The sequence below is a fragment of the Fictibacillus barbaricus genome, assembly GCF_014635025.1.
In the GTDB taxonomy this organism is placed as follows: Bacteria; Bacillota; Bacilli; order Bacillales; family Fictibacillaceae; genus Fictibacillus; species Fictibacillus barbaricus.
Map to the genome: position 1 here is coordinate 61,390 of NZ_BMCE01000004.1, position 13,382 is coordinate 74,771.

At 38.2% G+C, this 13,382-nt stretch carries 11 protein-coding genes; 3 read left to right on the plus strand and 8 right to left on the minus strand.

Translation table 11 applies throughout. From position 1 onward, the window contains the following. Window positions 1-39: 39 nt before the first annotated feature. The 5 genes from IEV52_RS19710 to IEV52_RS19730 form a co-directional block, all read right to left on the minus strand. Window positions 40-1,254, minus strand: coding sequence for an MFS transporter (locus IEV52_RS19710; RefSeq protein ID WP_188404299.1), 1,215 nt, complete (start codon window positions 1,252-1,254; stop codon window positions 40-42). A gap of 198 nt (window positions 1,255-1,452) precedes the next feature. Continuing rightward, window positions 1,453-2,361 (minus strand): EamA family transporter, encoded by a 909-nt coding sequence (locus IEV52_RS19715; protein WP_188404300.1) that lies wholly within the window; start codon window positions 2,359-2,361, stop codon window positions 1,453-1,455. 76 nt (window positions 2,362-2,437) lie between these two features. Continuing rightward, window positions 2,438-3,442, minus strand: coding sequence for an SLAC1 anion channel family protein (locus tag IEV52_RS19720; protein WP_188404301.1), 1,005 nt, complete (start codon window positions 3,440-3,442; stop codon window positions 2,438-2,440). Between the two features lie 213 nt (window positions 3,443-3,655). Next, window positions 3,656-4,573 carry a LysR family transcriptional regulator gene (locus tag IEV52_RS19725; RefSeq protein WP_188404302.1) on the minus strand — a complete coding sequence of 306 codons (918 nt, stop codon included), beginning with the start codon at window positions 4,571-4,573 and terminating at the stop codon, window positions 3,656-3,658. 235 nt (window positions 4,574-4,808) lie between these two features. Then, complete coding sequence (locus IEV52_RS19730; RefSeq protein ID WP_188404303.1) at window positions 4,809-5,099, minus strand: HesB/YadR/YfhF family protein; 291 nt, start codon at window positions 5,097-5,099, stop codon at window positions 4,809-4,811. A 243-nt stretch (window positions 5,100-5,342) separates the two neighbouring features. Between IEV52_RS19730 and IEV52_RS19735 the strand changes: the two genes are divergently transcribed. Next, window positions 5,343-6,944 carry a spore germination protein gene (locus tag IEV52_RS19735; protein WP_188404304.1) on the plus strand — a complete coding sequence of 534 codons (1,602 nt, stop codon included), beginning with the start codon at window positions 5,343-5,345 and terminating at the stop codon, window positions 6,942-6,944. A gap of 40 nt (window positions 6,945-6,984) precedes the next feature. Then, window positions 6,985-8,145 carry a Ger(x)C family spore germination protein gene (locus tag IEV52_RS19740; RefSeq protein ID WP_188404305.1) on the plus strand — a complete coding sequence of 387 codons (1,161 nt, stop codon included), beginning with the start codon at window positions 6,985-6,987 and terminating at the stop codon, window positions 8,143-8,145. On the opposite strand, the gene IEV52_RS19745 is transcribed toward IEV52_RS19740, so the two are convergent. Beyond that, window positions 8,135-9,232: a GerAB/ArcD/ProY family transporter gene (locus tag IEV52_RS19745; protein WP_188404306.1), complete on the minus strand. Its 1,098-nt coding sequence runs from the start codon at window positions 9,230-9,232 to the stop codon at window positions 8,135-8,137. The genes IEV52_RS19740 and IEV52_RS19745 overlap by 11 nt on opposite strands. Before the next feature lie 167 nt (window positions 9,233-9,399). Between IEV52_RS19745 and IEV52_RS19750 the strand changes: the two genes are divergently transcribed. Continuing rightward, entirely contained in the window at window positions 9,400-9,711 is a 312-nt protein-coding gene (locus IEV52_RS19750; protein ID WP_188404307.1) for an iron-sulfur cluster biosynthesis family protein, read from the plus strand. Window positions 9,712-9,827: 116 nt separating this feature from the next. On the opposite strand, the gene fumC is transcribed toward IEV52_RS19750, so the two are convergent. Beyond that, window positions 9,828-11,213, minus strand: a complete 1,386-nt coding sequence (gene fumC / locus IEV52_RS19755; RefSeq protein ID WP_268234793.1) for a class II fumarate hydratase — start codon at window positions 11,211-11,213, stop codon at window positions 9,828-9,830. Window positions 11,214-11,592: 379 nt separating this feature from the next. After that, on the minus strand, window positions 11,593-12,948 hold the full coding sequence (gene nagE, locus IEV52_RS19760; protein ID WP_188404308.1) for an N-acetylglucosamine-specific PTS transporter subunit IIBC: 1,356 nt from the start codon (window positions 12,946-12,948) through the stop codon (window positions 11,593-11,595). Between the last annotated feature and the right edge of the window lie 434 nt (window positions 12,949-13,382).

Genomic DNA, 13,382 nt, shown 5'->3' on the forward strand with positions numbered 1-13,382 from the left:
AGATACCTCTAGAAATATACCTTCAGATCTTTTGAATAATCAAGAATCTAATTTTTTACTTATCGTTATTGGGCTTCTTTTTCCTGAGAAGCTTAGATACAGGCTGAAGACCAAAACTGCTGCTCCAAATACATTAGGTGCATTTATGCTAAATCCATATAAAGTACCTGCAACTGCTGGTCCAAATATATTACCGAGGCTCATGTAAGCGTTGTTCATACCTGCTACGAACCCTTGCTCAGCTTCTCCTACTGATTTAGAAAGTAATGTATTGATCGCAGGTCTCATCATAGAAGTAAAACTAAAGAATAGTACAGTCAGCACTAGGATGTAATAAAAGTTTCCTGAAAAGAGCATGAGTATTAAAGATAAAGCAGAAAGTAATAACGTCAAATTAATCAAGGATTTTTCACCAAAATGTTTAAATAAAGTTCCCATGAGAGTCATTTGGATAAAGCTTCCGATAAGAGCACCGACTGTAATCATTATAGAAATTTCTCTAGTCGTATAATTGTATTTCTCATCAACAAACATAGGGAAAATTGCTTCAAAATTGGCAAGTCCAAACGTCATCGAGAACACGAGTACTAACAAAATGAAATAAGGAGCTCTAATTGATCTGCCAAATTGGATTATAACACTTTCCATATTTCGGTTTGCTTCTTTCGCAGATAATTGTTTTTCTTTGGTTAATGACTCAGGCAGAAGAACCATTGAACTTATGACGGCTATTGCAGCAACCACAGCTGATACATATAATGGGGTGCGTAGTCCAAATTCAGCTAGAAAACCGCCAAATCCCGGTCCAATGGCAAAACCAAGAGACATTGAAGCGGCCATGAGGCTCAAACCTTTTCCCCTGTTCTCCGCTGTTGTAATATCCGCTACATATGCCAACATTGAAGGAATCATTGCTGCAGCTCCGATACCAATTATTAATCTGGAAATAAAAAGGAGGGATACATGTCCTGCAAGAGCAAAAATGAAATTCGAAATTGCAAATAATAGTAGACCTACAATTATCATGATTTTCCGCCCATACTTATCTGACATTCTCCCTGCAATAGGTGAAAATATGAATTGGGTTAAACCGAATGCAGCAACTAGATATCCTGCCGTTTGTCCTCCTGCGTTAAATTCCTTTAAAAAGTCAGGAAGGATAGGAAAAATCAATCCAAATCCCATCATGGCTATAAACATATTAAACATCAGTAAAAAAAATCTTGATTGTTTCATCAAATACTTACTCCTCATTTCTTTTGTTAAGTACTAAAAATCAAACCCAAGGTTATTTCAAAGAGCATAGACAATCTACATATTGAAAAAAGAGGATTTAGGAATCCTCTTTGGGTAAACATCTTTTAATTTTAAATTTTTGAACAACAACAAGAATACACTTATATCCTGGGTAAATAAATAAATGTTGAAATAACACTTTTTATTCAATCTAAATCATCCCTTGGACACTGGTATATTCACCCTGCTCTTTAAACCTTCACTAATAAAGATCCCTACAAGTATTAAAAGAACACCTAACCATCTCATCCATGTAACCTCTTCTTTGAGAATAATTAGCGCGAAGAATACGGTAGTAGGTAGTTCTATGGAACCTAGGATACCTGCCATTCTTCCTCCGATTCGAGGTATAGAAATAAGCATGAACAGTAATGGAACAACTTGTCCAAAGACTGCCATTATTAACCCCCATTTAATAAACCTGGCCTCCGTTAAAATACCCGAAGTGAGATATGTGGGTGGGTATAAAATATGGATAACGATCGCAGCCACGGTTAAAGTGATAGCAGCCCTTAATAAAGAAGAGGAATCGTCGCTTATATATTCAGGCAGATATAAACTAAGTGCGAAAAGAACCGCAGCGAGTAGTCCCAACCCGATAGCATTTAACGGAATGTTTGAAAGGTCAATACCAATTAACTCTACTGCGAAGATTGTCCCAATGAAGATGAAGAGGATACCAATCCATTTTTCAAACGAGGGCATTTTCTTCTTAATAATGATATCAATGACAGTGATAATCCATGAGAACTGGAACAACAGTATGATGCTTAACGATACAGGGATCATCGTTAGAGACTGAAAGTAAAAAAATATAGCGGAAGCCCCTGTTACACCTGTTCCTATTAAATACATCCATTCCCTGCCATGAGGAGACCTAAGTTTATTAATTTTGGGAAGAACCAATAGCCAAATGATGATAAGACCGAATCCGTATTGTACGTTTGTAAGGTCTTGTATGAGATATCCATCTTTAAATAAATAATTAACGATTGTTGCTGTAAGCCCTAGAAAAATTGCTGCTAATAACATCATTGCCTTGTATGTTAATGTAGATTGCATCATTTCTATCACATCCTTCTAACTTGGAGTTGAAATAACAAAAATAGGAGCATCCCACTGATGCCCCTACTAACAAACCCTATCCCTTTAACAGTTCACCTCTAAAGAGGTAAGTCAACGTACGAACGAAGATGACTGCTAGAACGATTGTGAGTACGATCAGTGAGATCGCGGCTATTGCTTTAAGCGGCCAAGTATTTACGTAGTTGGCATATTTGAAGGCAGCATTCACAACGGCAGCCATAGGAAAACTTACGGCCCACCAAGATGCACCGAACGGAAGGCCTTTCTTGAATACTTGACCAAAAAGGATGATTGCTAAGAAAAGACCGAAATAGAACAGGATCGAAGCGAACATATCCACACCTTTAATAATGTTTGTATAAGATAAGAAACCTACACCAAAAGGTGCGATTAATACCATCAAGGATGGTGTCATTTTATCTGGTAGCGGATCATGATGCATCAACCTTGAGAAAATCAAAGTAAAGAACACTAATGCAAGGATCCCCCCTACCGCGAAACCAAAAAGGTTAATCTCATTTACCCATGAAAAAGGCATTGTACCACCAGCTACAGCTATATCTAAGGTACCTACACCAGGAATCAACCAGGCAGGTGTAGCATGATGTATGTCTTGCTTATGAACCAATAACCGGTGTACGATGATACACGCTAGAATAATGGTAGCTATAGTACCTATAATCCATACGATCTCAGACAATCCTTTATGATATGGTGCTAAAACTGAAGAAAGTAAAAGTATTGCGATCGTGATCGTACCAAAGAAGTTTCCGACAATCGGGTTGTTAAATTCCTCACGTACTTTATGAGGAAACTTGATCCATTTGGTGATATAAGACACAGCCAGAATGATAAATACGATAATTGCAATTGCTCCAATTAACTCACCAACGATGGAGTAGGTTCCAAACATTTCATGAGACCATCTCCATGCAAGTGCGAGTCCTGATAACCCCATAACGGATCCAAATAAGTTGACAGGCAAGAATTGTAGAGAACTCGTCTTCTTCATCTCTAACGTTTCACCTATAGGTTGAACATTGCTTGCTCGTTTACTCATTTTCTCCACTCCTTACTTTATCTCATATCGATACCACTCTCTTTATATTGTCCAAAATATTGTATCGAGTATGTAATTGAATTATAAATCGCATCGTATCATTGAACAATATTATCTTTTCGATAATAACAATAGATGTTTTCTATTAAAATCGAAAATAAAACCCCTCAACGATGTAATACTGTCGTTGAGGGGATACACTTAACTCCATTATTATAATTGCGAACAATTTATTGGTTCTTCCAATTCCATGCTTTTTATGTGATCAGTTAATAAGGATATAAAGCGCTGTGCTGCAAAACTAATGTATTTATCCTTATGATAGACAATCCCTACTTGACGGCAGATTGTAGGGTTTTGTATTCTAATCACTTTGAGTTTGGAGGTATCGTTCAAACTTAATAGCGTTTTTGAGAGGATTGTTGCACCTGCACCTGCTCGGACAAGGCTGATGATCGAATCCACCGTATTGGTTTCGATCCGTGGCTTGAGCTTAAATCCTATCGAATTGCACGTAACATCAACTAATTTTCGACACTGATGATTCTGCGGGAACATAACAATTGAATTTTGGTTGATTTCTTCAAAATCGATCGAATCTTTAGCAGCAAGAGGGTGATCTTGAGATACAGCAAGATAGAATTCTTCTCTATATAGCGGGATCGTTGAGACCCTCTCATCTTCATTTAAAGGTAAGATTGTAACGGCTAAATCGATTTCATTCTTTAAAACCCTTTCAAAGAGATCGTCAAGTCCGACCAGTCTAATCTTTATCTCAGGATAAAGATGATGAAAATCTAAAAGTTGTAGGGATACCAGTTGGTTTATTTCACCGGGTAGAGCACCTATAGAAAGATTCCCTCTCTCAATACTTTGAAGTTCCCTTATTTTCTCGGATGCACCTTTTAAATTACTGAATATTTTAGCTACTTGTTCACGTAAAACGTTCCCCGCTTCAGTAATTGCGATTCTCTTCCCTACTCGGTCGAATAACGGCATTCCGATTTCATCTTCGAGAGCCTTAATCTGGTGACTAAGTGTAGGTTGAGTTATTCCAAGTTTTTCAGCCGCTCTCGTGAAATGAAGTTCTTCACAAATCGCCATAAAATATTCTAATTGCCTAAACTCCATGAAATTCACCCACTTATATATAGACGTTATATATCAAAACGGAAAATACAATTCTTTTTACTAATGTTATTGTATCACTTTTGTTTTTGAATTATTTAGATTATCTATAATAAATGTTCATTTTTATTCAGGTATTTATAAACAAAAAGAAGTGATCTTCTCTTTATGAGAAGATTACTTCTTTTTTCATGTTCATCGTCTGCCTTACTTTACATTCAAACATCATGGGTGCTTGTCATTTAGAATAATAAAAACTTAGAGTACCGTCTCCTTGATCAATATCTACTTTAAGGTCATGTTGATCAAAAAACCAAAGATCTTTATTTTCTATAAAAAAAGTAATCCCATCTTTATCTAAAGACGTTGCCACGTCTTGTGCAGTTTCTTTTGTAACACCTAGTGAAAATCCACTCTGAACTGGACTGTTTCCTCCGTATCTAACGAAAAACCTAAAGGTATCTCCTTTTTCTGCATCCATCTCATCGTTGAACCAATTTAGAGCATTATCGGTTACTTCTAATTTCATTTTCTTTTACCCCCTAACATAATCATGATGCAATGTATAAGTTTTACTATTTTAAGTTAAAGTATTACATCTAAATTAAGGTTTTTTAGATTGTGTCATATTTTTATTCTAAGTAAGAAGATTTCATCCATCAATGCTGTTTATTCTATTGGAATAATAGTTTTTATCTATTGTCTGATTCGAATATTAATAAGAAAAATAGGTGACTATAACCTTTATCAGGCTGGAAAAGGAGAATAAAACATGTCACGAAATCGATTCAGCCGATTTTTTCAAAAAAGGAAAGAACCAAGAAACATTGACCCCCTTCAAGTGAAAAATGATTCTCTAGGAATCAAAGGCCTTTTAAGTTCAGAGCTTACTGTAAATACAACTTTGTTCAAAGATACCTTTCAAAATTGTAGTGACATCGTTCACCGCGAGCTCTTGCTAGGAACAGAAGGGGTTGTAAGGGCACAGATTATTTGGATGGATGGCCTGGTAGACAAATATGCTATAAATGATAATATTGTAAATCCATTACTCCAAGAATATCGTTTACTTCAACCTAATGATGTAAAAAATCCTCATGAAATTTTCTCCAGGATAAAGGATAACCTTTTGAGTGTGTCTGAAATCAAGGAGCAAAATCGTTTTGAGGATATCATACTTTCCGTTTTGAGCGGGGAAACAGCAATCCTTATCGATGGTGTCCCTTTATGTATAATCGCGAGTACAAAAGGTGGAGAAATACGCCCGGTTTCTGAACCTGCTACAGAATCCGTTGTTAGGGGACCCAGACAAGGATTCACTGAAAATTTAAGGACCAATACATCACTCGTTCGAAGAATCATAAAGACTACCGACCTTAAGATGGAAAAACTCATTTCTGGTGAAAAGACCAAAACAAACATTGTAATTTCTTATATTGAGGGTGTGGCAGACGAAAAAGTAATAGATGAAGTAAAGGATCGTATTAATAAAATAAAGGTGGACTCTATCATCGAAAGTGCCTATGTAGAGGAACTAATAGAAGATCACCCCTTCTCTCCCTTCCCACAGATCGCACATACGGAAAGACCTGATAAGGCAGCAGCTGAATTACTGGAAGGTAGAGTTGTGATCTTTGTTGAAGGGAGCCCTTTCGTTCTAATCGTTCCGAGTGTTTTTGTTCAATTTCTTCAATCAAGTGAAGACTATTATGAACGGTATTTATTCTCGTTCGCTGTTCGGGTAGTTCGTTATTTCGTGTTTTTGGTTGCCCTTGTTCTTCCTTCTGCGTATATAGCGATAACGACCTACCATCAAGAGATGTTACCAACCTCCTTACTGATCAGTGTGGCGGGAGCACATGAGGGGGTACCGTTCCCTTCATTTATAGAAGCGCTTATGATGGAACTTACGTTTGAGGCTTTACGTGAAGCCGGTGTTCGACTCCCTAAACCAGTTGGTCAAGCAATCAGTATTGTTGGAGCACTAGTTATTGGTGAAGCAGCGGTAACTGCGGGTATTGTTTCACCACCGATGGTCATCGTGGTTGCTATTACAGCTATTGCCTCTTTTGCTATTCCTGCTTTTAACATTGCGATCAGTGTGAGAATGCTAAGGTTCCCGTTGATGATGATTGCGGCTATTCTCGGGTTCTATGGGATTATGTTAGGCCTAATGGCAATGCTCATACATCTATGTTCAATGCGATCATTTGGGGTACCCTACTTTACGCCAGTCGCTCCATTCAGTTTGAGTGGGATGAAGGATACGATAATTCGTGCTCCCTGGTGGCTGATGAAAAAAAGGCCGGAACTGATAAGTCCTAAAAATAAAAAAAGACAGGAGACACCTAGACCAGATTCTTCTAATAAATAATCGGTTTTTAAAAGTAATGGTTGTTCTATCTGGAGGATTTATGAAGAATAAAATAATCTTGAATATGTTGGCTTTTGTAATTTTGTTCACTACGACTGGTTGCTGGGACCAGCATGAGGTCGATGAATTGGCCATTGTTATAGGATTAGGTGTAGACAAAGTATCTGGGAATAATCCTGTTCAAATTACTGCACAAATCGCTAATCCAGCATCTGCAGTTAAAACGGAATCAACTACAGGGAAACCCTATGTAGTTATGACAGCTAAGGGAAAAACCGTTTTGGATGCGGTACAGAACTTTACAAAAGAATCGCCTAGAAAAATATTTCTTTCTCATAATTATGTCGTCGTTTTCGGGGAGGAGATGGCACGAAATGGTATTGAAGGAGTTCTTGACTATTTTGAAAGAGATCCTTTATTCCGTCGAACTTCTTGGGTCCTCGTGACAAACAAAACCGGAAAGGAAGTCATGGAAACGGAGATTCCCTTACAAAAATTCCCTGCTATAGGAATAAAGAACATGATCAAACAGAGTAAGGACGAATCGCTTGCCAAAGTCATTAATTGGGAGGACTTTATAAGTACATTTGAAAACAGACCGACTTGTGCAGTTGCAACAAGGATTGACATAACAGAAAACAAAGCTACAAAAAAATTAGAAATAAATGGAACAGCTCTTTTTTATAAAGATAAACTCAAAGGATTTTTAAACGCTCACGAAAGTGAGGGGCTGTTATGGGCACTAGGTGAAATAAATATAGCAAAAGCAGGTGTGAACTGTCCAAACAACAATAAAGGTAGTGTAATGTTTCAAGTCCAGGAGACAAAACATTCAATCAATCCTTACTATAAAGAAGATAAGTTACTTGTAGATCTCAATGTTCAAACTGAGTCTACCATCGCTGAGATTAACAAATGTAAAAACTTAAACATATCAGATCAACAAATTCTAAATCAATTGGAGAGGATGCAAGAAAAAGCTTTAGAGAAACAAATCAAGGATTCAATAAAAAAAATACAGGGCCTCGGGACTGATCCTCTAGAATTCGGGGAGGCTTTTCGTAAAAAGGACCCACAGAAATGGAAACTGATTAAAGATGACTGGACGTCTCATTTTAAGGAATTAAAAGTCAATATTCAAGTTGACAGCAAAGTCAAGTTCACTGGTACAAAATCAGAGCCAGTTATTATCAATGACTGATTTTCTGATCTCCTTTTCTCTTTTTCACCTTTGCTAGTATCAATAAAAACAACGGTATACCAAACATAACAATGGGCAGTGCAATTCTTTGCGTTATATAAACTGGATATAATATGTCAGACATAACAACACTTTGTGGCAACAAGGAGATCAGAAAGACAACAGGTGCGTTTATCCAAATCAACCTTCTCCAGTTCTTCACGTTAAAAAATTGTGCTGCCCCATAAGTTGCCGCAAAGAAAATGAGGGCTAACCTCATAAATACACTTGTAAGCCATACAACAATAAAGATAACATCAACGTTCTGTATAAAATCCAAAACTGAAATGACACGGATTAATCTAAAATACGGATACCACATATGTGAAGGCAAAAAGGGACTGAAGGTAGCAATTACAATTAGAGTTGCCAACGCTACGACTATCGACGGAATTGCTGTGCCCCACAACGCAGCCTTTAACCCATCTTTCGGTTTACTTAAAAATGCGATCAACATGAAAACCACGAAGTTCTGGCCAACAAATCCTGCTGTCGGTATGGCTCCCTTTAAAATAGCTGCTGTACCGGTCTCTTCAAATACAGGTGACAGTTTGCTTATATCCATATTGTTAATATTTAAAATAAATGTTACTAGAATACTGATTATGATGATAGGACCGATAAACTCGCTACACCTTCCGATAATCTCGATACCATGATAAGTCGCAAAGACCACGATTAAAAGCATACCGATTATAATAACAAATGTAGGCGTTTGGGGCATCGTTAACTTCATCAGTTCAGAAAACTCACGAAGTATTACCCCGTTCACTGTGTACCACTGTGCAAAATATAGCAGTAGTACAAGTTTTCCAAGTTTTTTTCCTAACAACAACTGCGTATATTCTACGAAGGTCATTTTCGGAAACATCTGACTAAGTTTAACTGCTACATAAACAATCAACAGACTGAAAGCTCCACCGATTAAAACTGATATCCAAGCATCCTGTCTGGAGATAGAAATGGTTTGTCTAATAGTAAGCATCAATGTTACACCAAGAGCGTGTGTGGTTAGTATCCAAAAGATTTGAACATTTGACAGTTTCATCTAAAAACCCTCTCCAGATTGTGCAAATTAAGTATAGGAGGAATAGTGTCCTCATATTAGTTTTGACAGAGAGTGGTATAGATAAACTCCTGAACAAATAATGTTTAAAGCGTGAGCACGTTAATGATTAATACTAGTAAAGAATTAACATGAAGGAGTGCAGAGATTTGAATATCAAAATTACAGATTCAGCAAGAGAGGCAATGAAAGGAGTCAAACCTGACCAGTTGATTCAATTATCGTTAGACAGGGGGAGTTGCGACATTGTTAATAATATTTACGAAATGAAAGTTATCCCACTCCGGCCTGTTAAGAATTACGAAAAAATTTTAAATGTAGATGATTTTAAACTCTTGATTGATGAAGATTTTGAAGAAGTTTATCAGCATGAACTTATGATTGATCATGTAGGGGGGTCTTTTGTTTTTAAGAACAAAAATCAAATTTTTAACAATAAAATTAAGATTAGATTTCTGTAAAAAGCGTTCCCTTTTCATCAAAAATCCTAGTACTATGTGTTTAATATTATTAAATATTATAATTAAAATTAGGACAACTTCAAACGATTCTGAAGTCGTCCTCTTTTGAAGAAATACTATTCGACCATCTTCTCTGGTCTAACATACATCTCAAACTGCTCTTCAGTTAACAGTTTGCTCTTAACAGCAGCCTCTTTTAATGTAATGTTTTCATCAAAAGCTTTCTTCGCGATTTCAGCCGCTTTCTCATACCCAATATGTGGATTTAGTGCTGTTACTAGCATTAATGATTCATTTAAGTACTTTTTAATTACTTCTTCATTAGCAGTAATTCCGGTTGCACAATGTTTATTAAAGGAAAGGATTGCATCAGTGAGTAACCCCACAGACTGCAAAAACGAATGAATGATCACTGGCTTAAAAACATTAAGTTGAAAATTACCTTGACTCGCTGCAAATCCGACTGTTGCATCATTTCCCATCACTTGGCAAACAACCATTGTTAAAGCCTCACTCTGCGTTGGGTTCACTTTTCCTGGCATGATCGAACTTCCTGGTTCGTTTGAAGGAATCATGATCTCCCCGATCCCACAACGGGGACCACTAGCTAACCACCTCACATCGTTAGCTATTTTCATCAAGTCCCCTGCTAATGCTTTTATAGCACCATGGGTATATACGATCTGATCATGGCTACTAAGCGCATGGAACTTATTGTTTGCTGATAAAAAGCGTATCCCAGTGGATCTACTTATTTCTTCCGCTACGATCTCACCAAATAGAGGGTGGGCATTCAGCCCCGTCCCAACAGCTGTCCCACCGATCGCCAACTCTTTCATTGTGTTCGTGCTGGCTTGAATCATCGAATAAGTTTTCTCGAGCATTGAAGACCAACCGCTGATTTCTTGACCTAGCGTTAGCGGTGTTGCGTCCTGTAAATGGGTACGGCCGATTTTGATCAGGTCTTTGAACTCATTCGTCTTCATTTGCAAGGTTTCCTTTAGCTCATTGATGACAGGTAATAAAGCTTCTTCTACAGCTAATACAGCTGCAATATGCATTGCGGTGGGAAATGTGTCGTTAGAACTTTGAGAACGATTAACATCATCGTTTGGATGGAGTTTTTCATGACTACCCTTTTTTTTAAGAAGCATATTCCCTCTATTTGCAATGACTTCGTTCATGTTCATGTTTGTTTGGGTCCCGCTTCCGGTCTGCCAAACCACTAGAGGAAATTGATCGTCCCATTTTCCTTCAAGGATTTCTTCAGTTACTTCTATAATTACACTCGCTCTCTCTTCAGATATTACCCCAAGACTCAAGTTCGCCTTTGCCGCAGCACGTTTAACATATGCGAGAGCTCTAATGAGTCCGATGGGCATCATTTCTGTTCCGATCTTAAAATTAATTAGGCTTCTCTGTGTTTGCGGTCCCCACATCTTGTCGCTAGGAATATGCACTTCACCCATCGTGTCTCGTTCAGTTCGATATGAATTATCCAATTAAACTCCTCCTGCTCAGATAGAATGTCTTATAGTGTTAATGTGCTCATTTCCCAAAAAACAAAACTAGGCTTGCTTGATCGTTAATTCATTAGTGTCTACCCTTCTAAAAGAGTAATATATACATCTCCCAAAAGTATTTGCTATATACCTTTACTCCTTCCACTGTTTAAAGTTGCAGTGAAAACCGATGTATCAATTTGAGAATTAAACTCTTGTTTCATGCAATTGTGCATTTTTTATTCTGATTAGATACCAAGAAAAGCAGCGCACCATTTGTAATAGGGTTTTCACAGTCAAAATAGGACCTGATTTGAACTTTAATTTGATGAGAAAGAGATGATACCAATACGGTACCATCTCTGTAATGTTTCGTTTTTTACAATTTCTTAAGGTCATTCGCCAAACTCTCTACCTTAGTCCCTACGACAACCTGAAGATCGGTGTTGTTCAGCTTGATGACGCCTCTTGCTCCTAATCGCTTCAGCTGTGCCTCGTCTACGTCTTTCGTATCCTTTACTTTCAGTCGAAGACGCGTCACACAGTTGTCAATGTTGAGAAGGTTCTCTTTTCCGCCTAACGCGTTTAGATATTGAGCAGCCAATCCGTCGTTTTGTACTTCATTCGCTTCAGCCTTTTCTACTGCTGTATCATCTTCACGGCCAGGTGTTTTAATATCAAACTTCTTGATCACAAAGTAGAAAATGATGAAATAAACAATTGCATAACCTACACCGACTACAGCCAGCAGTCCTGGCTTTTGGGCGATTCCAAAGTTAAGGAAATAATCGAGTGCCCCTGCCGAGAAACCGAATCCGTGATGAATATCAAGCGCTGTTGTAAGGGCTAATGATATTCCGGTTAACACCGCGTGAATCCCATAAAGTACCGGTGCGATGAACATGAACAGGAATTCGATCGGTTCTGTAATCCCCGTTAGGAAAGAAGTGAATCCAAGACCTATCAGCATTCCTGTAACGGTTTTTCTTTTTTCTTTCTTAGCAGCGGCAATCATGGCAACCGCCGCGGCTGGAAGACCGAACATCATCACCGGGAAGAAACCAGTCATGAAGGTTCCAGCAGTAGGGTCCCCAGCGAAGAATCGGTTCAAGTCACCAGTTGCCCCGTTGTACTCGCCAAATACGAACCAAACTAAACTGTTTATTACGTGATGAAGCCCTAGCGGAATGAGCATACGGTTTAAGAATCCATAAATGCCTGCGCCAACTGCTCCGGCTCCTGTAATCCATTGTCCTAAGTTATTGATTCCTTCTTGAATCGGTGGCCAGATGTATCCGAACACACCTGCCAGTATTAACATAGCGAGTGAGGTGATGATCGGAACGAAACGTCTTCCTGCAAAGAATCCTAACCATTCAGGAAGCTTGATATCATGAAAGCGGTTGTATAAAAGTCCAGCCACAATCCCGGCGATGATTCCCCCAAGGATTGCCATGTTGATGTCTTTATCGATGGCGACTGTACCTTTTGTCAATACAAGGTACCCGATCGCTCCGGCTAATCCGGCTGCGCCGTTATTGTCTTTTGCAAGACCGATCGCAATCCCGATGGCAAACAACAGGGCCAGGTTAGCAAAGATGGCGTCACCAGCCGCTGCTATGAATGGAATGTCTAATAAATCCTTTTGTCCAAGGCGAAGCAATAAGGCTGCTGCCGGAAGAACAGCGATTGGCAGCATCAGTGCTTTACCGATACGTTGTAAGAATCCTAACATGTTCAAAACTCCTTTTACTTCTGATTTTGATAGTACACAGAAAAATATCTCCCGATAACGGGAACAATTGTAGCTAGTATATAGTAAATGAAGATGGCGGCTACGATTAAGTATAAAGGTACCCAACCATTCATTAGAATGTAAATCAAGTCAACGGGACAGTTTACAAAGACAGTATCCACCCGAAGAAGCAAGAGAATTGTAAATGCGTTTACTAAATGTTCATTACTTTCCTCAAGAATTTTCCTGCAAGTTCTGGAACATGTGTCCCATGTTTACGGACCGAGACCATACTTGTACGATTAATCGTGGACAGCCCCTGTAAATTTACACCCCTACCACATTTACCTCCTCATTGTATTTGTAATCGCTTACAATAACTTACAAATACATCTTAAAGTTATTAAGCATCGACATCAATATCAAAGTTTCTA